We start from the raw sequence: 20515 nt of genomic DNA on the forward strand, positions 1-20515 counted from the left end.
GCACATGGCGCTACCCGATACCCGGACCAGGATCCTCGACGCGGCCGAACACCTCTTCGCCGAGCACGGCTACAGCGGCACCTCGGTCCGCGCGGTCACCGACCTCGCCGGAGCGAACCTGGCCGCCGTCGGCTATCACTTCGGCTCGAAGGCGGAACTCCTGGCCGCGGTCGCCCGCCGCGTGACCGAGCCCATCACCGCCGCCCAGAGCGCCGGGCTCGACGAACTGCTCGCCCGGACTGCGGACCCGCAGGTCGCCGAACTGGTGGAAGCATTCGCAGGGCCGCTCTTCGACGAGATGCCCGCTGGCAGTGAGAGCGGAGCCCGGACGTCCCGGCTGATCGTGACGATCCTCAGCGACCCGGCCGAGGAGGCGCGCAGCTGGACCGGCCCGGACGAGGACACGGTCCGTGAGCGCTACCTGGCGGCTTTCGCGCGCGCACTGCCCGGCCTTGCCCCACAGGAGCTGTTGTTCCGGATGCGGGGGATCTTCGCCGTGACGGCCGTGGACCGCGTCGAGGTCTACCACCGGCCCTCCCCCGCCTGCCCGACGGTGACGGCGGGCGAGGAGGCCCGGCGCTGGGCGATCACGTTCCTGACGGCAGCAATGAGCGCACCACCGACCCGGGCCCGTCGGTAGGTCTGGGACTTTGCACCGTGGGTCAAAGACACGACACCGGAGGCCGGCCAAGGCGAGGGCCCGCAAGCTCTTCACCGCCCTGGTCGGCCACGACTAGTCCGGCCCGTCCCCGTCCCCGTCGTCATCCTCGTCCAGCTCCGGCGCGTCCGGGTCGCGCAACGGGCGCAGGACGCCGGCGGCCGGGACGCTGGCGGTGAAGCTGTAGCGGCCGAGCAAGTTCAGGTTGCGGTGCTTGAGCGGGGAGAGCCGGGCGATGTCCTCCTCACGGATCTCGTGGCCCTCGGCCTTCAGCCGGGCGACGGCGGCGTCGATGTACTTCGTGGTCCAGAGCACGATGGCGTTGAGGACCAGGCCGAGCGCGCCGAGCTGGTCCTCCATCCCGTCGCGGTACGCCTGGTGGATGGTGCCGCGCTTGCCGTGGCACACGTCCCTCGCCAGCTTGTGGCGGGACTCCTGCACGGTGAGCTGCCGGTTCATCTGACGACGGTAGGTGTCGTCCACCGGGTCGACCACCCGCAGCAGGTGCTCGGTCTTCGCGATCCGCCCGTATTCCGCGAACGCCGCACCCAGCGGGGTCGGGCGGCCGTCCCGGCCGAACATGCGCAGCAGGTCGTAGGCGCGGACCTGGTTGGTGACCAGGGACCCGGCGACCTTCAGCATGTCCGGCCAGTGCGTGATCACCTTGTTCAGGTTCGCGCGGTTGCGGGCCAGGTCCTCCACCGCGCCGTAGCTGCCCGTCTCGACGCCGGGCATCGTGGCCCGCCAGAACCTCTGGTCGTCCAGGTCGCGGAACCTGGGTGAGAAGTTGTAGCCGAGGATCTTGAACAGGCCGAACACCATGTCGGAGTACGAGGCGTTGTCAGTCGCCACCATCTCCGGCCTCACGCCGCCGTCCAGGTTCAGCAGCGCGTCCAGGATGTGCAGGGAGTCGCGGCGTCCAGGATGTGCAGGGAGTCGCGCGGGGTGCCGGGCACGACCATCTGCCCGATACCCGCGACCTGGTCGTTGACGGCGTTGAGCCAGGTGATGCCCCGCTTGAACCCGAAGTACCTCGGCGACGGCGCCGCGCTGACCGTGCGGACGGGCACGACGAACCGCAGCCCGTCCACCGAGGCGAGCAGGCCCTCGCCCCAGAACTTCACGATGGGCACGGCGGCCTGGGCCTCGACCAGCCGCGCGTTCGCCGCGGCGATGGTGTCGGCGCGCAGGTAGTACTGGTCGACGTGCACGAGCCGTGCCCGCGTCAGGGCCTCGTGAGCAGGGTTCACCACCGGGGCCAGGCCGATGTTGCACGCCTCGGACACCAGCAACGTGACGGGCATGTCCAGTCTCAGGGCCGCCAGGACGTCCTCGCACACGGCGTCCCACTCGGGGCCCTCCAGCAGGCGGGCCCGCGGGTTGGACCAGCGGTGCGACGGGGCGGCGAACACGTCACGGTTGTTCAGGGCCCGGGGCAGCTGCTCCAGCACGCACACCACATACGCGTCCCGGTCCACCGCGCCCTGCGGCAGATCCGGGTTGGCGTAGACCGCCTTGCGCCACGCGGGCGGCACGAGCTTGTCGTCCACCTCGCGCGGCAGCAGCGGCTTCGCCCCCACCTTCCGCGCCAGCGCCGGCAGGCCGCGCACCCCGGCCAGGACCCGCTTGCCGGCGCTCGCCGCGTCCAGCGCCTTCGACTCGCCCAGCAGCGACAGGAACGGACGAACCGTGGCGTACCGGGTCGCCAGCGCGGCCCGCATCGCGACCTCGGCCGAGCCCTCGTCCTCGGGCACCAGCGACACCACCGTGGCGGCCGCGGTCAACACGGCGGCGCGCGGAGCGACCTCCTCCAGCACCGCCCACAGCGCGGCCACGTCCACATCCGCGCCGTGCTCCTCGACCAGCTCCAGTTCCTGAAGCAGCACCTTCGCCGCCCGCGCGAGCGTGCGCGACGCCTTCTCCAGCTGCGGCAGCGTGGACAGCCGCTCCTTCTCCGTCTTCCGCTTCGCCACATTCAGCAGCCGGGTGGCCATCAGGACCTGGAACAGGTCCAGAGCCTCGTCGATCGCCTTCGCCTCCAGGTGCCGCATCACCGCGGTGAGCATCGCCGTGCGCTTCGGCTCCGACGCCCGCTCCAGCAACGCCGCCTTCGACCCCAGCGCGTACCGGGCCAGCGCCGCCATCCGGTTCGGCGGGATCTGCGACAGCTTCAACCGCCCGAGCCGGTACGCGCCGATCTCGTCCACCCGCTCCAGCGCGCGGGCGAACGCCGTCCCCGTCGTCCGCGTCGGCGGCCGGCGCAGCCGCTCCAGCTCCGAGAACCTGGAGCCCTCCGGCGTCTTCAGCGTCGCCACCAGGTCACAGGGCAGCGCCGGGTCCGCGCGGCGGGCGGCGCCCGCGACGGTGGCGTACAGCCGCTTGTCCGCGACCTTCCGCACCTCCGACACCTGCCGGGCCAGCACGCTCACCCCCGGCAGCAGCACCCGGTTGCGGCGCATGCAGCCCACCCCGTGGTCGAACAGCGCCTTCGGGCCCTCGGCATGCGTCCACGCCCGCCCGTGCAGGAAGGTGCGGAACCGCTGCGACCACTCCGCATCCTCGTACTCGTGGTACTCGTAGGCGTCCCTGATCTCCCACGCGTGCTCGTACGCCGTCTTCGGCCGCTCGGTGTACCGCTTCACCACCGACGCGTCCTCGATCCCGAGCTGCCCGGCCAAGTGCTCGACCACCGGCCACGGCGCGTCGAGCGGGTCGTCCGGGAGGAACCGGCCGATGTAGCGCACCGTGCACATCTGGAGCGCGAAGCCGAGCTGGTGGTGCGCGGGAGCGTCGCAACGCGATCAGATCGCGGTCAACGTCGTCCAGGAAGAAGAACCGCTCCAGCTCAGGGCGGGTCGGCTCCTCGGCGAACTTCCCGTACGCCTCGGCCTGCTCATCAGTCAGAAACTCCACCGGCACGAGGCGGACCGTAACCAGCCCCGGCACCCGCACGGCGGCCTTTTCGCGAACCCCAGCGCAGCCCCCAGCCGGTGTGCTAACCGGCCATGATCAATCTCAGCGCCAACCGCTGTACCGATGTTCCCCGAGACCGATGATGTCGCAGGGCTCTGCAAACACCCCGATGTCAACGGAGGAAGGGTTCAGATGCTCTCTGAGCGTGCCGTCTCGGTCTTGCTGTGTACTGCGATGGCTGCCGTCGTGGCGACGAGCCTGATGCTCGTCTCCTGGCGGGCCCCGCGCACCTACCCGGCCGCCTCGGCGCGTTGGCCGCCCGAACGCCCGGTCCACTGCGCGAGGTATCGGTACGCCCCACCCGGCCCGTACAGTTCGCGCTGGCCAGGGCTCGGCAAGGGCGGCCCGTCGCCGTTCTCGACAATGGCCTGGCGGTGCGCCAGGTCAGAGCCGGCGGAGGCCAACCTCGGCGAGCACGTCGTCGGTGCGGGCCCGGGCGGCGGCGCGGTACCAGGACAGGCCCCGGCCCTGCTAGCAGGCCGAGCCCTGGCTGACGCCGACGCCTATCAACGATCGGCTCTCCGTCACGGCGCCTGGCTCAGCCTTGCCTACACCCACGCTGGAAATCTCGACCAGGCCGTCGCCGTGGGCCGACGCACGCTGACCAGGCTTGCATCCGTCAGCTCTGTCCGCAGCATCGGACTACTACGCCGGCTCCGCCACGATCTCGCGCCCAGCGCGCACCGTGACCCTGCCGTTCGAGAATTGGCCATTGTCACGACCGTCGCGTCCGGGGGGACCGTCGAGACCGGCATCGGGAAGTTCGTCCCTGCGGACCGGAAGGCCACCACCGCCCGCAACCCACAGACCGGCGAGACCGTCCCCGTGTCCGCGAAGAGGGTGCCGGCCTTCCGGGCGGCCAAGGCCTTCAAGGACGCCGTGGCTGGCGTCTGACCCCACGCAGCACGAAGCGCCCCCGTCTCCTCCGGTGTCCATTTGGACCAGGAGAACAGGGACGCTTCGTGTTCGGCCTCATCTATGCCCGGCCGGGTAACTACCTCGGCCGGGTGGCCACCTCCATGAAGCGGCCTCAGGGTTACGGAATGACTATCGAAAATGCCCGGTCTTCCCACTTGTTTGGTATCCCGGTGATGACAAGGAACGTGTCCTTTCGGGTTCCGCAGCTGGGATCCGGCCACATTGACACACGGATTCCATACTCGAAGGACGTGTACTGCAGGGTGGCCACCGGAACAAGCTTCGTGATGTCCAGGTCCGTGTCCTCCAGCTCGACACAGTAATGTCCGACGGCAGGCTTCGTTACTGCCTTGATTCCCTTGGCACGGTTGATACTCCCGTCGGAGTTGACCACAGCAGCCGCCTGCGCATACGGGGCCGTTGCCCTGGTCACGGCAGGGATAGCCGCCCCTGCGATGCCTGTCCACGCAACCCCCGCGACTAGACTGACCGCCGCGCTCATCCAGATAGATGCGCGAACCTTTTTATTCATGAGCATACGATTCCCCTTTTCGGGCACCTCCCTCGACAACTTCGAGGAAGCACTGAAGTTTCGCAAGCATATCCAGCTCAACTCAACGCCCATCTGCGTCTCGCCGATGGGGCTAGGTAAAGGTCTTGATGAGTTTCGGCGTCGAATGTCCAGAACCATAGGACTCGGCCTCAAGTAGGGCTAGTGACTGTTCGAGGGAAAGCAGTGGTGAGTAAACCCGACGATGTCCTGAAACACTCCGGCCTGTGCGTCCTGAACACATTCCCCTCATCACGCAAGGCAGGGCCTCGCCGTCATGCGTCGAGGGTCACAGCTAACGTGCGCGGGCCGACGATTCCATCGACCGGGAGGCAGGCGGCGCGTCTCCGACCTGACCTCCAACTCGCATGACACGGTGCAGTCCCGACGGCGAACGGCCGCGCCACACCTTCCGTGGCCTGTGCTCGCCGCTTGCTGGGCACGGTCCACTACTCTGTGGTACCGTGTAGTGGTACTCGGTACCACAGAGTACCAGGAGGGCGGAAGAGGACCCACGATGGACGACCTGACGGAGATGCTGAAGGGCACGCTTGAGGGCTGCGTGCTTGAAATCATCGGCAGCGAGGAGACCTACGGGTACGCCATCACGCGTCGGCTGAACGAACTCGGCTTCGCCGACGTCGTCGAGGGGACGGTTTACACCATCCTGCTGCGACTGGAGAAGAACGGGCTCGTCCAGGTGACGAAACGACCGTCCGGGCTGGGCCCGCCGCGCAAGTTCTATGCGCTCAACGACGCGGGGCGCGAGGAACTCGCGACGTTCTGGGCGAAATGGGAGTACATCACATCACGGATCGACAAGCTCAAGGAGGGCGGGAGATGAACTTCTGGGAGACCATGACAGGCAGCGATCTCACCAGGGAATGGAAGGCGTTCGAAGCTCGGGCCGAGGCATTGCCGGCCGACTACCGGGCGGCGTGGGAAGAGATCAAGGGTCATCTTTCTCCCTACTCGGACTTCACAGGTCGAAACCTGATGCCGATTCTCGACAATGCTCTGGGGCTGCTCGAAGAGACAGCGGCCGATGGGCGGAGCATTCACGAGGTGCTGGGTGACGACATCGAGGGCTTCTGCGCGGCGCTGGCCGGCGGAGAAGGGGGTCGGAGCTTTCGCGACCGGTGGCGCGAGCAGTTGAACAGGAACGTCGCAAGGAAATTGGGCCGGCTAGGAGGCTGACGTGGGCATCCAAGACATCATCGAGGGCAAGAAGCAGTGGCGGGCGCACATGGCGCGGGTCAAGGCGCTCCCGCCGGACTATCAGATCGTCTACAAGGAGATTCAGAGGTACATCTTCAAGGTTGGACCGATCGACTTGCTTGACGGGTCCCTGCTCTCAGGGATCATCGATTTCTTCGAGGAGGGCGTCGCGGCCGGCAAGGGAGTCCTGGAACTCATCGGCAACGATGTCGCTGCCTTCTGCGACGACCTGGTCAAGGACTCGCGCACCTACGCGGACATCTATCAGGAGTCCATCAGAGGGGAACCCGGCACGGCCGAGAAGTAACACCCGTCGACCCGAACTCCAGCGCCTCGATGATCTGAATCAAGCCCGTGCGGTAGTGGTTGTGTAGGAGGCCTTGAACACGCGCTGTTTGTGCTGCCGGTACGAAGATCCCTTGGCCTTGTACTCGTGCAGCAGCGTCACCAGAGTCTTGTAGCCGCCGGGCACCGCGGGATAGATGACGTCCTCGACCGTCTCGGTCGGTGCCTCCAGCGCGGCCTCGGTCATCTTGAATCTGAACTCTAGCCCCTCACCGGCCCGCTCATGATCAGCCATCCGCGGCAACGCCTGGAAAGCCGACCAGTCATGCGCGGCGATCACCTGCGGGGCGACCAGATCAGGCGGCGGATCCACCGGGAACGGCTTGCCGGCAGCGGCATCCAACGCCTCATGCCCCAGTTGCATCGCGCGCTCAACATCTGGAGCCGCGCCCTGAAGTACCGAACTGGCCACATCCAACCGCACCAGCGCCTTACTCCACGCAGAGTCAGATGCCTTCACGTGGGCGTCGACCGCATCGGCGTACTCCAAGGCACGAGCGGTGTCAGACAACGACTCACGAGCCGGGGTGCGTGGCGAGCGGACGCGTGTCTGCGGCTGCCCGTTCCCGCTGCCGCCAGGCTCCGGGCGGATCTCCGTGGTGGCGGCGGAAGGCCGCCGCGAAGGCGAAGGGCGAACCGTAACCGACGGCGTCGGCGATCTGAGCCAGGCTGAGATCGTCGGCGCGCAAGTGGTCGCGGGCGAGGGTCATCCGCCATTCGGTCAGGTACTGCATGGGGGCCTGGCCGAGCACCTCCCGGAAGGCCCGCGCGAAGGCGGCCCGGGACAGGCCGCTGATCGCGGCGAGCTCGGGCACCGTCCACGGGTGGGCCGCGTTCTCGTGCATGGCCTGCAGCGCGGCGCTCAGCCGCGGGTCCGCGGACGCCCGGTACCAGCGCGGTGCGGTCGCGCTCCGGCGGAAGTCGCTGCGGATGGCCAGCACGAGAAGCAGATCCAGAAGGCGGTCCAGCACGATCTGCTGGGCCGGTTCGGTACGGACCAGCTCACGTGAGAGCAGGGTGACCACGTCCCGGAGGGGATCGTCGATTGCCGCCGAGAGGGTCATGACCTGTGGCAGCGCGTCGAGGAGTCCGCTGCCGACATCGCCGGAGAACTGGTAGGCGCCGCACAAGAAGACCGTGGCCTGCGGGTTGTCACCGGGGCCCGCCTGGGCGTGCCGGGTCCGGAACTCCTCCGGGCCCAGGCAGTCGGCGCCCGGCTCGTGCCCGATGTAGTGGTCCGGCCCGCCGCGCACCAGCGTGACGGTTCCCGGTGAGAGCTCCACAGCACTCCCAGGGGTGTCCAGCCAGAGCCATCCCCGCCCTCGGACGACCGTGTGCACCGCAAGCTGGATCGAACCGCCCAGCCGCAGCCCCCACGGCGGCTCGGCAACCGTCCGCGCGAAGACGGCGCCGGTGGCGCGCGCCCGCACCAGGTAGTCATACAGCAGGTCCATGGCAGCAGACTGAACAGAACGAGCGTCAGGGTCAAGGCAGCGAGAGCTTCACATAAAAATTCGAGCGAAATACGCATGGATTAACTCGCCTAGAGCGCCAATCATCGAGTCATGAGCAACGAAGCACCCACCGCACTCATCCTGGGCGGCACCGGCAGGACCGGCTCGCTGCTGGCCGGGAAGCTCCCCCGACGAGGAATCGCCACCCGTACCGCGGCCCGCCGAGGAGCCGACATCCGGTTCGACTGGGACGACCCGGCCACCCACGCGGACGCCCTGGCCGGCGTGGACCGCCTCTACCTGGTGACCCCCGTCCTGCGCGTCAGGTACGCCGACCAGGTCGCCGGCTTCCTGGACCTCGCCGAGACCGCCGGCGTACGCCACGTCACCTTCCTGAGCACCCACAACGCCGACCAGGCGCCGCAGGAGATAGACATCGCCGCCGTCGAGGCCGACCTCGCCGCCCGGCACGACCTCACCCGCTCCGTCCTGCGCCCCGCATGGGTGATGCAGAACTTCACCGACGACCACCTCCCGCTCGCCGACGGAGCGATCACGGCCCCCAGCGGCGGCGGCACGGAAGCCTTCGTCGACGCGGACGACATCGCGGCGGTCGCGGCCGAGACGCTGCTGGATCCCGGCGCCCACGCCGGCGCGCAGTACACGCTCACTGGCCCGCAGGCCCTCAGCTTCGGCGAGGTCGCCGACATCATCGCCGCCGTGAGCGGCCGGCCCGTCGTCCACCACGACATCGACCAGCAAGCCTGGATCAGCGGCGCGCTCGCCGCGGGCGTCCCCGCCAACTACGCGGTGATGCTGCGCTGGCTAACCGGCGCCATCATTTCCGGCAACGGCGCCACGCCCACCGACGACATCGAGAAGGTCACCGGCCGGCCACCGGGCACCTTCCGCGAGTTCGCCGAACGCAACGCCCACTCCTGGACCCGGGAGGCGAAGTGAGCAAGACCGTCGCCGACACTGCTCCGTTCGGCGCGCTCAGCCCGTTCTTCCTGATCATCAAGGAGGGGCTGGACGGCCTCGCCGACGGGGAGGACTTCTTCGACCTCCTCGCCGACGACGTGGTCTTCGAGTTCGTGATCTCCGTGCCGGGGTACCCCCGCCAGGTCGAAGGACGGCGGAACATCGCCGAATTGTACGGCGGCTACGGCGACTTCATGGAGGTACACAGCGCCGGCAACCTCCGCGTGCACCGGGCCGCGGAGACCTCGGTGGTCGTCCTGGAGTACGAAGTCCACGGCAGGTCGGTGCAGACCGGTCGGCCCTACGACAACCGCTTCGTCTCCGTCATCACCGTCAAGGACCGTAAGGTGGCCCACTGGCGCGACTACCTCGACCCGGTCGCCGTGTTCGACGCCGCAGGATGGCCACCGGGCCAGGCGTAGCACCGCCGGCTGGCTGGCCCCGCGTGGTCGGCCCCGCCGAGCTGGCCACACTGCGCCGTCGCCGTCGACCGGCGACCGCACCCAGACGTGCTCGCGGATGGCGTTTTTGTAGGAGAAGACGGGCTGCGTGAGCCCGCCGGAGATTTCGATCGCCGGCTTCGCCGTCACGGACGCGGCGGGAGCACAGGCGGCCACGAGCGCGGCCGCGAGTGCCATGGCCAAGCAGCTCGCGGAAGTCGTGGCAGCGCTCCCGATGGAGGTTCCGCTGATCTCGCCGGACGAACAGACCTTCTACCAGATCGAGGATCGCCCACCAGGGAGTCGGCGCACCTCAGCGTCTGGACCGCCGACTATGGGAACGCCCACCTCGGGTACCTCGCTGTCGTCTCCGACATCGGCGAGGGCTTGACCGTCACCAACGGCATGGAGGACATCTACGCCGCGCTGGAGTACGGCGTGCCGCTCACCCTTCTGGAGTACCACCCGGCTCAGCAGGGAGCCGACGTCGAGGAGCACCTCGACGAGGCGTGGGTCGAGCACGGCCGGCCGCAGTGGCGGCGCGTTTGGCCGACGTCCGAGGGCAACCCCAATCACGACCAGCTCGACCAGTGGACGATGGGCGTCGGCCGGTTCGCCCTGGAGGCCTCGCGTCTCCTCATCCGGGACGAGCCCATCCCGGATGGGTGGCGGAACCTGGACCGCATGCACCGGGCCCCGGTGTCGGAGCTGCTGGGCGCGGACCCGGACTGGCTCGGCGGACAGAGCGTCGACGAGTACATGCGGGGAGTCCGGCGCCGATGAGCGACAGGATCGGGCCCCGGATGTGGCCGTCCCGGGCGGAGTGGGCCGCCGCCGCCGAGCACTACGTCGGCACCCTCTGCGAGCCCTTGCAGCGCGTCCCCGAGGGCGCCGCGCACTACCTGACCGCAGCGGAGTGCACGGAGATGGACGAGCTGTAAGTCAAGCTCTCCGTCGCGGTGCGGGCGCCGCTCACCGCCGAGATCAAGCGGTTGCAGGCGGGGTGTCGGTAAGACTCGTGCAACCAGGTACACGCGATTGAATTCGCCAGCTCAGCGGTGTCCTACTGATCGCTCGGGAGGTGGCTGACGGCGTCTTCGAGGTCGGCGCGGGTGGGCAAGGTGTATCGCCGGGTGGTGTCGAGTCTGGCGTGGCCGAGGATCTCGGCGACGACGACGATGTCGACGCCGGCGCGGAGCAGGTTGGTGGCCAGGGTGTGCCGCAGGGTGTGAGCAGACAGGGCGAGGGCACCGGCTTCGTCGACGATGTCGGCGTCGGCGGCGAGTTCGTCCATGAGCTGGTCGACAGCTCGGGTGGACAGGCGTCCGCCGCGGCGGTTGAGGAACAGAGCCGGGCTGTCGGCGCCGGGCCATGAGGCGCGTTCGGTCCGCCATTCGGTGACGGAGGTCCGGGCGGTGGTGTCCAGGAGCGGGACCTCGCGGGAGGTCTCGCCTTTGCCGGAGCGGACGATGACCTTGCCCTTGCGGGCGGACAGGGGGACGTCGTTGTCGTCCAGGGCGACGAGTTCGGCGATGCGCAGGCCGGAGTAGAACAGCAGCCGGCCGATGGCGCGGTCGCGGGCGTGCGAGCGGCGTTCGACGGCGCGCAGGTAGCGCTTCTGCTGGCGGGCGTCCAAGGCGCGGGGCGCGAGCTTGGGGGCGTCGTCGCGTCGGACGATCGCGGGGCCGAGACCGAGCTGGGTGAAGAAGTGGTCCAGGGCCGTCAGGTGGGCGTTGACCGTGTTGGCTGTACGGCCGAGGACGGTCTTCATGTGGGTCTTGTAGTCGCGGACGGCGAAGTCGCGGTCGTGGCCGTCGGTGAGCGGGTCGCCGTCCAGGCCGCTGCCATCCAGCCAGGCCAGGAAGGTCCGCACCCGGGAGTCGTAGGCGCGGCGGGTGTCGCCGTCCAGCGGCGCCCGCTCCAACGCAGGTGGATCTTGCTGACCAGCTGGGAGGAGCCGACACGCTTGACCTCGGCCAGTTGGGCGGGACCTCGCCGCCGCTGCTGCCGAGGACGGGCACGGCCTCGCGCTGCTGGTGGATGAAGCACAAGACCTTATGAAGGCCGAGTTGACCGCAGTGAGCTCATCCTCGTCCAGCACACGCGCCACGCGGCATCCGGCTCTCTCACGAAGCGGGCAGCCATGCCGCCGCAAACCCCACGAATCCGGATCAATACTGGCCGCGCACGATCACCGGCGTCCGACGATTGGTGAAAGATCCCTCACTGCTGTCTGAGCACTACTGCTGAGCTGGGCGAACTCAATCGCGTGTACCTGGTTGCACGAGTCTTACCGACACCCCCACACCGGGCCCGCGCCCGCGCCGAGCAGGCCCTGGCCCAGGCCGCCCGCGACTGCTCCTGACTCGCCGCGACGATCGCCGATGCCGCCCGCGACCATGGACACGGCCCTCCGCTCCCGAACATGTCCCCAGCCGCCAGGTAGCGGAGTGAGAGGCCACGATTGCGGTTCGTGATCGTTTCGGAGCGGTGAATGTGGCTGGTTGGGTGGAGTTTCTGCTTGATCGTGTTCGTGTCGGAGACGGTCGGATGGAGGGCGGGTTCGGGTGCGTCGGGAGTGGGAGCCGGAGGAGCTGATCGCGGCGTGGACGCTGCTGGACGGCGACTGGGAGCTGGTGGGGAACAAGATGAGGATGTGCTGGCCGGGTGGCTGGCGGACAAAATCCCTGGGCTCCGGCGAGCCGCAAGGTAGGGCGTTTTGATTGACGCGCCCGGTGCCTGAGGATGCCGCACCACCATCAGTGGTAGTACTCTCCGTGATTTTGATTACTCGGAGTGTAGGAGCACGTTTCGGCTGGAATGTTCCTCGCAGTGCGAGTGTGTCGGCAAACGAGGGCCTGTCGACACTGACTCACGATTACACAGAGCTACTTAGGCCTCATCGCACGGACCCGAGTGGAGGGCCAACTGGTAGTCATTCACCAGGCCGCTTCTATTGCCGGCGGCGAGGAGTCCGAGAGATGCGGATCTGAAGGCCCGTGGTAGAGCAAGGGGGTGACTTGTCCGTCGTCCAGCCTGCTCAGCGGGTAGAAGTTACCCACGACCAGCAGGTGGCGCCCGGTAGCGTCATAGCGGATCAGGTTCCACCAGGCGATGGTCATGCCGTAGCGGTCCGCGCTGAGCAGCGTGCGAATCTTGCGGCCGTCTGTGACGGAGTACTCATCGATGGTGTAGCGATGCGGTTGCCGGCCGTCGGACAGATGGGTGCGGCCGATCAGCATGCTTCGGCCATCCGGACTGATCGCTGAAGTCGTGGCCTCCTGCCCTGGGGCCACGACGCGGCTGATGGCGAGCGTGGTACCGGCGGCGGCGGTGTCCAGGACCCGGGCCTCGGATTTCACCACGAAACCGAGCACGCGGTGATCAGCCGCCCATGAGAGGTTCCTGATCTGTCCCGCGGCGTTCGTCGTCCAGGTGCGTCTCGTCCCCGCGGGCAGATCGACGACCGTGAGCCGTGCTCCGGGACAAAAGCGCAGCGTTTTGTCCTGACCGCACACCTTGCCGTCGAGGCTGTAGGCCAGCTGAGTGCCGTCACCGGTGACGGCGAGGGAACTCGCGGTCGTACCGGTCACCGCGGGAATCACGTCGCGGGCCAGCTCGGCCACTCTTCCCCGCTCATCGACCCGCACCCGATGAAACCAGGTGGTGCTCACCTGTGTCTGGCGGGATGTCACGCTCTGGGCGACGTAGAACGTCGTGCCTTCGCCGGTCCCGGCCAGCAGGTATCCACCGGGCTCCCGAAGGCTCCCCTCGGGGGCTCGGGGCAACCCGACCCGGCCTGTGATCTTCCCGGTCTGCGCGTCGCGGACCGTCATCCCGTCATTGTCGGCGGCCAGCAAAAAACGCGGGCCCAAGAGGGCCTTCGCCGCAGGCCCGGCCGGAGCGCGTACCCCGGCCACCATGACGACGACCGCGCCTATGACGACGACGACAAGGGCGGCCGCCAGCGGGACCGCCAGGACGAGTTTGTGCCGCGGCGCGATGACTTTCGCCCGCACGGTCTCTTCGGCCGGGCGCAGAGTCTCGGCGCGGACCAGTTCGGCGCCGACGGCGAAGGCATCGCGAAGTCGATTTTCGATCCGTGGGCTCATCGGTTCCCCTCCAGTTTCGCGGTGAGTGCCTTAAGGGCTCGGGAGACGGTCGACTTCACCGTTCCGCGGCTGATCCCCATGGCCTCAGAGATCTCCGCCTCCGACAGGTCGAGGTAATAGCGCAGTACCACGGCCTCGCGCTGGCGGCGCGGCAGCGCACGCACGGCCAGGAACACCTCCCGGCGCGTCTCGCCCAGCAGGATGGCGGCCTCCGCCGACCAGAACGGTGTCTCCCGGTCGCCGACGAACCTGCCGACGATCGCCCGCCGCCGATGGACCATGCGGCACCCGTTCACCACGGCCGTCCGCAGGTAGGGCAGCACCCGATCGTGGTCGACCAATCGGCTCCACCGACGATGGAGCGCCGCGAAGGCGTCCTGGACGACGTCCTCGGCAGTCTCCTGGCTTCCTACCAGCAGGAACGCCAAACGGACCAGGCCAAGCCGGTGGGCCGAAAACACCTCGGCCACGACGGCATCACCCGTGCTCTCAGCGGGCGGCCGCCCTGGTGGCGGTGGTTCCACTACCACTCGTTGAATCTCAGATGGCATACCTCTTCCATGCACAACCCACCGTCCAGGTTGCTCGGTAAGGCCAAAGTGACATTCTTCACACGTACTTAATGGGCAGGTATCCATCCGACCCCGGCCTCGGCCTGGCTGTTCCCTGGCCGCCTGGCTCTGTAGGTGAGTTGCGATTCTGGCGCAAAGTCTGTGAAGCGGTAACGGACGGTCACTGAGCCCCGCCGAAGAGAGCGTGCGCGTGTGATCGCGATTCTGTAACTCGGCGCCCGGTCTACCAGCGGAAACGCAGAGTTTTGTCAGTGGCGTCCGGCCATGGGCCTGTTGCCCCGCTGCAGCGGAGGCCGGGGAAGGTCTCATGCCTGGAGGCACTCCACACAGCGCCCCCATACCAACATGATGGAGCGAACGCCGTCGCTCTGCGGTGATGCTTCGGTGACCGGTTGCCGCTGTCGCTGCCCGTGTCTTCGAGATCAGACCGCGGAGCGGCGTTGCGTTCACGATCCGGCGGTCTTCAGATGTCGGTGTCGATGGTGGCGACGAAGGAGACCAGGCGGGTGGCGGGGTGGCGGTCGGGGGCGTAGCGGGCGCGGTCATAGGCGCGGGTGGTTCGGGGGTCGGCGTGGCCCATGGTGTCTTGGACGTCCCGTAGGGCGGCGCCGGCGTCCAGGGACAGGGTGGCGAGGGAGTGCCGCAGCGAGTGCGGGGTGAGTTTGGCCGCGGAGGGGATGGCCGCAGCCTGGGCGATGCGGCGGATGAGTTTGGTGATGGCCCAGCGGTCCAGGCGCTTTCCGCCCTGGTGGGGGCCGGATGCTCCGGTGACGAACAGTGGCCCCTGTAGCCGGCTTTGATGCGGCTGGCTGCTGTCGGCCCTGCTGGCGAGGTAGTGATCGAGGGCGTCGGCGACGGGCGGGGCCAGGGGGAGTGCCTGGCGTTTGCCGCCCTTGCGGGTGACGGTGAGGGTGCGCCAGCCGCGGTTGTAGCCGAGGTCCGCTATGTCGGAAGGCGTGTCCCGTGGATCACGGGACGGGAGCGCGGAGCAAGATTCTGATTGAGGCGACGTCGATGGTGCCTTGGTAGATGCGCTGGCGTTTGTCGGTGCGTAAGGCCACAGCGCGGTGGCTCTTGAGCTTGCCGATTCGTGCTCTCAGCACAGTGATGCTCCACCGACGGCAAGACCGTGACCGCGCTCTCACGGCCCGCCGGAGGCAGGCGCAGCCAGGCGACGAACTCGCCGACGTCCTCCAGGCGGACCTCGCGCCAGTCCAGCCCACCCAGGCCAAGGAAGGTGAACCAGTCCTTTTCGGGGGATCTGCTTCATGGACGGCGGTAGATAACCGCGTCCACCAGGCAGATCACGGGCCCTTCAACGCCCTTACCGGACGTGAAGGACACCCTTCGGGCGGCTCAAGATAACGATCGTTTGCCGACACTCAGGGGTCCCTAGGCCGGTCGTCGTTGCACGGCGTCGGCGATGACCGCTGTCACGAGCTTGTTGACCACTGCCGTGGCCGGCGGGCCGGGGTCGCGGTCTGCAAACAGGAGATGCCCGCCACCGACCAGGGAGAGGGTGAGTGAGTCGACGTCGGCGTCGGCCGCGATGCGGCCCAGTTCACGCTCGTCGGCCAGATAGGCCGAGATCGCGGTCGTGGCCTGGGCGAGGATCGCGATGCCGCCTCCGGGCCTGGCTTGCCGTAGCCGTGCGCGCAGCTCGTCCCGGAAGGTGATGAGCGGGATGATTGCCACGGGAATCGGTCCGAACAGGGTGATCAGCGCGCTGGTGAGGTTGTTGGCCACTGTGCCGGTACCGGCGGACTCGCGCAGCGCACTCGCCTGCGTCTCGAGCTGCGCGGCCCGGTCGAGCACGAGGTCGGTGAGGAAGGCGTCGAAGTCGGTGAAGTGCCGGTGCAGGACGCCTTTGGCGCAGCCCGCCTCGTCGGTGACGGCCCGGCTGGTCAGCCCGTTCGGCCCGTCCCGCAGAAGCACGCGTTCGGCAGCGTCGAATAGCTGCCGCCGTGCGTCGCGAAGGTGTACCCCAGTCGGCACTTAAGAGATCCTTTCGTGCGTCAACCCGCTGGCATCCATTGCCCAGTGGGCGCACGCCCACTAAGGTGGGCGCATGCCCATACTACCGCGAGAGCAACCAGAACCGTCCCCAGCGGAGCCGCACAAGGCCCGGCGGATGGCCGAGTCGTTCGGCGTGGACGCGCAACGCTACGACCAAGCCCGGCCCGGCTACCCCGATGCATTGGTGGCGCGGATCGTCGCCGGGAGCCCCGGGCCTGACGTGCTCGACGTCGGCTGCGGTACCGGCATCGCAGCCTGCCAGTTCCAGGCCGCCGGCTGCGCCGTGCTCGGCGTCGAGCCCGATGCGCGGATGGCCGACTTCGCGCGATCACGTGGCCTGCAGGTCGAGGTGGCGGCCTTCGAAGCCTGGCAGCCGGTCGGCCGGACGTTTGACGCGGTCATAGCCGCCCAGTCGTGGCACTGGGTGGATCCGGTCGTCGGCGCCGTGAAGGCGGCACGTGTGCTGCGTACAGGGGGACGGCTGGCGATCTTCGGGCACGTGTACGAGCCGCCTGCCGAGGTGGCCGAACCGTTCGCCGCTGCCTACCGGCGGGCGGCGCCCGACTCCCCGCTCAACGGCCAACCGGCCCGACGTCCGCTCGACCTCTACCAGGCGGCATACGCGAAGTTCGCCGACAAGATCCGCGAGACCGAACAGTTCAACGATCCCGAACAGTGGCGATTCGACTGGGAGCAGTCCTACACGCGCGACCAATGGCTGGACCTGCTACCCACCACCGGCGGCCTCACCCAACTCCGTCCCGATCAGCTGGCCGAGATACTGGACGCGGTCGGGGGCGCCATCGACTCCCTGGGTGGACGCTTCACGATGAACTACACCACGCTTGCCGCGACCGCCGTACGCGCCGGCACCTCCTGAGTCCATCCGCAAAATCGCCGCCGACCTATACAAGGGCGCAAAGGCGGGCGGCCGCCCGGCTTCAACGCCGAGTGGTACAAGCAGCGCAACACCGCCGAGCGGTGCATCAACATGTTGAAGGGCCACCGTGCGGTCGGCCCTTCGCACCGACAAGCGCGAACGCATCTATCGGGGCACCGTGGACGTTGCCTCGATCAGGATCTGGCTCCGCGACCCCGTTCAGTGATCTACCGAGCTGGGCGCGTCAGCGAAACGGCGGGTGGCCACGAGCGCGGCCAGGTCGGGCGCGAGCCGAAGTTCCGCCGTGTCCAAACCGGGGTGATCCAGCCAGTGCATCCGAGCCTGATCGACAGCGCCGTCAAACCGCGGCGGCCAGTGCCGAGCCGGGGCCAGGTCGTCGATGACCACGATCCCCCCAGGCCTGAGCAGCCGGTGCGGATCGGCCGGTTGCTCACCGCGCTTGCCCTGCCCACCTCCATCGAGCACGAGCAGGTCATACGGCCCGTCCCGGTAAATCTCCCGCCAGTCACCTTGAATCACCGACACCTGTGGGTGACCACAGAACACCTGAGCGGCCAGCGCCGCCCGATCAGCATCCAGTTCAACGCTGACCAACCGGGTCCCTGGCCGGGCTCCTGATGCCAGCCAGGCAAGCCCCACCCCACACCCGGTCCCGGTCTCCCCAACCGCCTCGGCACCAGCCGCCAGGGCGTACAGCAACCGACCCTGCTCAGGACGACAGGAAGGCCCAAAGCCCACCCGCCGCGCGACTTGAACCGCCCGCCTCACCAATGGCGGCAATCCCACCAGATCGGCATACGCTGCCGTACCTTCAACCGACATCGAACAAGGTTAAACAACCAACTGTCATAGATCCACGGGACAGTCCCTAGCTCCTCCACCACCTGCAGCGCCGCGCGCACCTGCTCCTTGCCGGCCCCGGCCCGCTCGGCCACCGCGACCCAGACCGCCGCGACATCCAGGTCCGCGTCCTCCTGATCGACCAGGTCCAGCTGGTCGACCAGGACCGGCCGGCCTTGGCCACCAGCTTGGCGGCGCGCTCCAACGGGGGCAGCATCCGCAGCCGCTCCTCGGCGGACTTACGGCGGGTCGGGCTGATCAACCTGGTGGCCATCAGCAGCGCGAACAGATCCAGCGCGTCATCGATCGCCTCAGCCTCCAGGCTCCGGGTGACCGCCAGCAGCGTCGCGGTCCGCCGCGGTTCGACCAGCTGGTCCAACGCCGGCGCCTTACTGCCCGCGCCATAGGCGGACAGGGTCTTCATCCGCCGTACCGGAGCACGCCACCGCAACCGGGCCGGTGGTGCTGGCCGGCCCGACCGCCGACGGGGACATCGTCTGTTACCGCCACCATCAGCCAAGGTTGCCGCTGAACCTCACCGAGGGCGACCGGGTGCTCATCGGCAACGCCGGCGCCTACACCGCCTCCTATAGCTCAGCCGGCTTCAAGGGCATCCGCCGTTGCCGGTCCTCATCGTCGACTCTGGGCAGGGCGCATGAACGCCGCAGAGCAGGTCGGGGAGTTCTGGGGGCGGCACGTGATGGCACAACTGGCAGGTGTGGACGCTCACCTCCTCAACGATGAGAGCTATTTGCGCCAGCTGCTAGAAACAGCAGTCAACCAAGCCAAGGCGACGCTGCTGGACATGCGCAGCCATCGCTTCCACCCGCACGGCGTGACCGTCGCGGCGATTCTGTCCGAATCCCACGCAGCCGTGCACACCTATCCCCGAGCAGGGCGCCTGCTATGTGGATGTGTTCACCTGCGGACGTCAGACCCGCCCCGAGGCCGCCGCGCAGGTGATCCTCCAAGCTCTGCACCCGGCGGCGCATGAGATGACCATCGTCGAGCGCGGCATGCCCATCCCAGCGGCCAGGCCCTGTATTCAAGGAGCGTCGCGATGACCCAGTCCATAGACATCCTCTACTGTGCTTCGACCGTCTCAACCCAGAGGGCGCCTGGTGGCCACAAAACCCTCTTTGTGACCTGGTGACTTGAGCAGACCGGACAGGAAGTCCCAGAGTTCGGCGCTGCACCATCCGCCGGGGTGGACCCGCCGCCGCCCCCTGTTCTGGCCTCAACCGAACCCACCGGGACGGCGCGACTGGCGCCGTCCCGGCCCCCAGCGGACACGTCCGATGTAACGAGATCATCTGACGACGCTGTGCTTGGTCTTCGGGAGTGCCTCGATCATCGACCTCGGGACGTTGAGCGTATCGGCGCTGACTTGCGGCGGAGTGTTGGCCATCCACTGCATCGCTGAAATGTCCTCGAAGAGCGGATTGCGGAACATCTCGAGGAAGACCAGTGGCTCGTTGCCGAGATTCTCGATGTAGTGCCCGTAGGCGAACGGCACGTAGCCGACGTCCCCGGCCTGGAAGTTGAAGGTCCGCGCGAGGCCGGAGCTGGCGAACACGCCCATCCGGCCGAACCCGGAGATCCAGTACTGCCACTCGTCGTCGGTCGGGTGCCAGTGCAGCTCACGCAGGCCGCCCGGCTCGATCTCCACCAGGGCGGCCGAGATGGTGGTGGCCGCCGTGAAGGTCCTCGAGTCGACGATCCGCACCGTGCCGCCGTCGAACCGGATCGGCTCCTGTGCGTGCATCCGGTGCTTGAACGTCCGCGGCACGTCACCCGTGGGGCTGACCACCCGGTCGGACTCCAGGGGAGGCGGCACCTGGCCCTGGAAAATGTACTTCTCCTTCTCCGGCATGTTCTCCATCTGCTCGAGCGTCCAGCCAAAATTCTTCGCCAGGACGCTTTTCGGCGTGTGCGCGAAGAAGTCACTGATCATGAAGGTGGAGTTCTCGGAGAACGATCCGTCATCGAAGACCAGCAGGAACTCCACACCCTCCTCGAGTGCCTGGATGTAGTGCGGCACACCCTTGGGGAAGAACCATAGGTCGCCCTTCTGCACGTCGTCGAGGAAGTTGCAGCCCTCCTGGTCGACGGCGCCGATCCGGCAGCTGCCTTCCAGTACGTAGGCCCACTCCGCCTCCTTGTGCCAGTGCAGCTCACGGTAGGCGCCCGGGTTGAGGTGCATGTCGACGCCGGCCAGCGTGGTGGCGATCGGCAACTCACGCGCGGTGACCTCCCGGGTCCATCCGCCCTCCTCGATCCGGGTGTGCGCCATGGAGAAGGAGAATTTCATGTTGGGCACGGTGCCGTGGTCGGTGACCGGCGGCGTGAGCAGATCCGGATTCTGAATGTCCAACTCGATGTTCCGGGGGCCCGTGTCGACGCCTCCCTGGCCGTCTCGTTGGGGTTGCGGAATGTTCTTGTACGTACGGTCACGCATGCGAGCTCATCCTTTGTATTGGTGCGATGGACAAATGGCGCGGGTGAAGGGCGACTGGCAGCGACTTTCCGCGCTGTTT

At 67.9% G+C, this 20515-nt stretch carries 23 protein-coding genes and 4 pseudogenes; 13 read left to right on the forward strand and 14 right to left on the reverse strand.

Annotated features, from left to right (window positions below; translation table 11 throughout):
- The first annotated feature begins 4 nt into the window (after positions 1-4).
- Positions 5-640 carry a TetR/AcrR family transcriptional regulator gene (locus OG589_RS12205; RefSeq protein WP_405148737.1) on the forward strand — a complete coding sequence of 212 codons (636 nt, stop codon included), beginning with the start codon at positions 5-7 and terminating at the stop codon, positions 638-640.
- Positions 641-733: 93 nt separating this feature from the next.
- Here OG589_RS12205 and OG589_RS12210 read toward each other — a convergent pair.
- The 3 pseudogenes from OG589_RS12210 to OG589_RS12220 form a co-directional block, all read right to left on the reverse strand.
- Positions 734-2184, reverse strand: a pseudogene (locus OG589_RS12210) (transposase); the annotation flags it as partial.
- Between the two features lie 930 nt (positions 2185-3114).
- Positions 3115-3411: pseudogene (locus OG589_RS12215) on the reverse strand (DUF4158 domain-containing protein); the annotation flags it as partial.
- 40 nt (positions 3412-3451) lie between these two features.
- Positions 3452-3610 (reverse strand): annotated as a pseudogene (locus tag OG589_RS12220) (DUF4158 domain-containing protein); the annotation flags it as partial.
- Positions 3611-3805: 195 nt separating this feature from the next.
- Between OG589_RS12220 and OG589_RS12225 the strand changes: the two are divergent.
- Positions 3806-4525 carry an HU family DNA-binding protein gene (locus tag OG589_RS12225; RefSeq protein ID WP_405148738.1) on the forward strand — a complete coding sequence of 240 codons (720 nt, stop codon included), beginning with the start codon at positions 3806-3808 and terminating at the stop codon, positions 4523-4525.
- 142 nt (positions 4526-4667) lie between these two features.
- On the opposite strand, the gene OG589_RS12230 is transcribed toward OG589_RS12225, so the two are convergent.
- Entirely contained in the window at positions 4668-5174 is a 507-nt protein-coding gene (locus tag OG589_RS12230; RefSeq protein WP_405148740.1) for a hypothetical protein, read from the reverse strand.
- Between the two features lie 442 nt (positions 5175-5616).
- On the opposite strand from OG589_RS12230, the gene OG589_RS12235 reads away from it, so the two are divergent.
- Genes OG589_RS12235 through OG589_RS12245 form a run of 3 tightly spaced genes read left to right on the forward strand, consistent with a single transcriptional unit; the run spans position 5617 to position 6624 of the window.
- A complete protein-coding gene (locus OG589_RS12235; RefSeq protein ID WP_252841205.1) occupies positions 5617-5943 on the forward strand; it encodes a PadR family transcriptional regulator in 327 nt (108 codons plus the stop codon).
- On the forward strand, positions 5940-6296 hold the full coding sequence (locus OG589_RS12240) for a DUF1048 domain-containing protein (RefSeq protein WP_405148743.1): 357 nt from the start codon (positions 5940-5942) through the stop codon (positions 6294-6296). Before OG589_RS12235 ends, OG589_RS12240 begins: the two co-directional genes overlap by 4 nt.
- A 1-nt stretch (position 6297) precedes the next feature.
- Positions 6298-6624 (forward strand): DUF1048 domain-containing protein, encoded by a 327-nt coding sequence (locus OG589_RS12245; protein WP_405148744.1) that lies wholly within the window; start codon positions 6298-6300, stop codon positions 6622-6624.
- A gap of 39 nt (positions 6625-6663) precedes the next feature.
- Here OG589_RS12245 and OG589_RS12250 read toward each other — a convergent pair whose 3' ends face one another.
- Together OG589_RS12250 and OG589_RS12255 are read right to left on the reverse strand one after the other, a co-directional pair.
- Complete coding sequence (locus tag OG589_RS12250) at positions 6664-7152, reverse strand: hypothetical protein (protein ID WP_405148745.1); 489 nt, start codon at positions 7150-7152, stop codon at positions 6664-6666.
- Positions 7153-7177: 25 nt separating this feature from the next.
- The gene (locus OG589_RS12255; RefSeq protein WP_405148747.1) at positions 7178-8116 is read right to left on the reverse strand and encodes a cupin domain-containing protein; all 939 of its coding nucleotides are present in this window, start codon (positions 8114-8116) and stop codon (positions 7178-7180) included.
- A gap of 111 nt (positions 8117-8227) precedes the next feature.
- Here OG589_RS12255 and OG589_RS12260 point away from each other — a divergent pair, with 111 nt between their 5' ends.
- The 4 genes from OG589_RS12260 (at position 8228) to OG589_RS12275 (ending at position 10478) form a co-directional block, all read left to right on the forward strand.
- Positions 8228-9076 carry an NmrA family NAD(P)-binding protein gene (locus OG589_RS12260; RefSeq protein ID WP_405148748.1) on the forward strand — a complete coding sequence of 283 codons (849 nt, stop codon included), beginning with the start codon at positions 8228-8230 and terminating at the stop codon, positions 9074-9076.
- Positions 9073-9519, forward strand: coding sequence for a nuclear transport factor 2 family protein (locus OG589_RS12265; RefSeq protein WP_405148749.1), 447 nt, complete (start codon positions 9073-9075; stop codon positions 9517-9519). Before OG589_RS12260 ends, OG589_RS12265 begins: the two co-directional genes overlap by 4 nt.
- A gap of 405 nt (positions 9520-9924) precedes the next feature.
- Positions 9925-10320, forward strand: a complete 396-nt coding sequence (locus tag OG589_RS12270) for a hypothetical protein (RefSeq protein WP_405148751.1) — start codon at positions 9925-9927, stop codon at positions 10318-10320.
- Complete coding sequence (locus OG589_RS12275) at positions 10317-10478, forward strand: hypothetical protein (RefSeq protein ID WP_405148753.1); 162 nt, start codon at positions 10317-10319, stop codon at positions 10476-10478. Before OG589_RS12270 ends, OG589_RS12275 begins: the two co-directional genes overlap by 4 nt.
- 122 nt (positions 10479-10600) lie before the next feature.
- On the opposite strand, the gene OG589_RS12280 is transcribed toward OG589_RS12275, so the two are convergent.
- A complete protein-coding gene (locus tag OG589_RS12280; protein WP_405148754.1) occupies positions 10601-11461 on the reverse strand; it encodes a tyrosine-type recombinase/integrase in 861 nt (286 codons plus the stop codon).
- A gap of 643 nt (positions 11462-12104) precedes the next feature.
- Between OG589_RS12280 and OG589_RS12285 the strand changes: the two genes are divergently transcribed.
- Positions 12105-12260 (forward strand): hypothetical protein, encoded by a 156-nt coding sequence (locus OG589_RS12285; RefSeq protein ID WP_405148756.1) that lies wholly within the window; start codon positions 12105-12107, stop codon positions 12258-12260.
- A 216-nt stretch (positions 12261-12476) separates the two neighbouring features.
- Here OG589_RS12285 and OG589_RS12290 read toward each other — a convergent pair whose 3' ends face one another.
- From OG589_RS12290 to OG589_RS12305, 4 genes are all read right to left on the reverse strand, one after another.
- On the reverse strand, positions 12477-13649 hold the full coding sequence (locus OG589_RS12290) for a hypothetical protein (protein ID WP_405148758.1): 1173 nt from the start codon (positions 13647-13649) through the stop codon (positions 12477-12479).
- Entirely contained in the window at positions 13646-14119 is a 474-nt protein-coding gene (locus OG589_RS12295) for a SigE family RNA polymerase sigma factor (RefSeq protein ID WP_405148760.1), read from the reverse strand. The genes OG589_RS12290 and OG589_RS12295 overlap by 4 nt, the downstream gene beginning before the upstream one ends.
- Before the next feature lie 565 nt (positions 14120-14684).
- On the reverse strand, positions 14685-15284 hold the full coding sequence (locus OG589_RS12300) for a tyrosine-type recombinase/integrase (RefSeq protein WP_405152023.1): 600 nt from the start codon (positions 15282-15284) through the stop codon (positions 14685-14687).
- A gap of 329 nt (positions 15285-15613) precedes the next feature.
- Entirely contained in the window at positions 15614-16216 is a 603-nt protein-coding gene (locus OG589_RS12305; RefSeq protein ID WP_405148761.1) for a TetR/AcrR family transcriptional regulator, read from the reverse strand.
- Between the two features lie 136 nt (positions 16217-16352).
- Between OG589_RS12305 and OG589_RS12310 the strand changes: the two genes are divergently transcribed.
- Positions 16353-17117 carry a class I SAM-dependent methyltransferase gene (locus OG589_RS12310; protein WP_405148763.1) on the forward strand — a complete coding sequence of 255 codons (765 nt, stop codon included), beginning with the start codon at positions 16353-16355 and terminating at the stop codon, positions 17115-17117.
- 219 nt (positions 17118-17336) lie between these two features.
- Here the strand turns inward: OG589_RS12310 and OG589_RS12315 are convergent, their stop codons facing one another.
- Positions 17337-17960 (reverse strand): O-methyltransferase, encoded by a 624-nt coding sequence (locus OG589_RS12315; protein ID WP_405148765.1) that lies wholly within the window; start codon positions 17958-17960, stop codon positions 17337-17339.
- A 46-nt stretch (positions 17961-18006) separates the two neighbouring features.
- Positions 18007-18402: a hypothetical protein gene (locus tag OG589_RS12320; protein WP_405148766.1), complete on the reverse strand. Its 396-nt coding sequence runs from the start codon at positions 18400-18402 to the stop codon at positions 18007-18009.
- Positions 18403-18633: 231 nt separating this feature from the next.
- Here OG589_RS12320 and OG589_RS12325 point away from each other — a divergent pair.
- Positions 18634-18864, forward strand: a pseudogene (locus tag OG589_RS12325) (S-adenosylmethionine decarboxylase family protein); the annotation flags it as partial.
- Positions 18863-19042, forward strand: a complete 180-nt coding sequence (locus tag OG589_RS12330; protein WP_405152024.1) for an S-adenosylmethionine decarboxylase — start codon at positions 18863-18865, stop codon at positions 19040-19042. The pseudogene OG589_RS12325 and the gene OG589_RS12330, both read left to right, overlap by 2 nt.
- Positions 19043-19287: 245 nt before the next feature.
- On the opposite strand, the gene OG589_RS12335 is transcribed toward OG589_RS12330, so the two are convergent.
- Positions 19288-20436, reverse strand: coding sequence for an oxalate decarboxylase family bicupin (locus OG589_RS12335; RefSeq protein WP_405148768.1), 1149 nt, complete (start codon positions 20434-20436; stop codon positions 19288-19290).
- Between the last annotated feature and the right edge of the window lie 79 nt (positions 20437-20515).

Origin of the sequence: Sphaerisporangium sp. NBC_01403, assembly GCF_045040145.1 — a bacterium.
GTDB lineage: Bacteria > Actinomycetota > Actinomycetes > Streptosporangiales > Streptosporangiaceae > Sphaerisporangium > Sphaerisporangium viridialbum.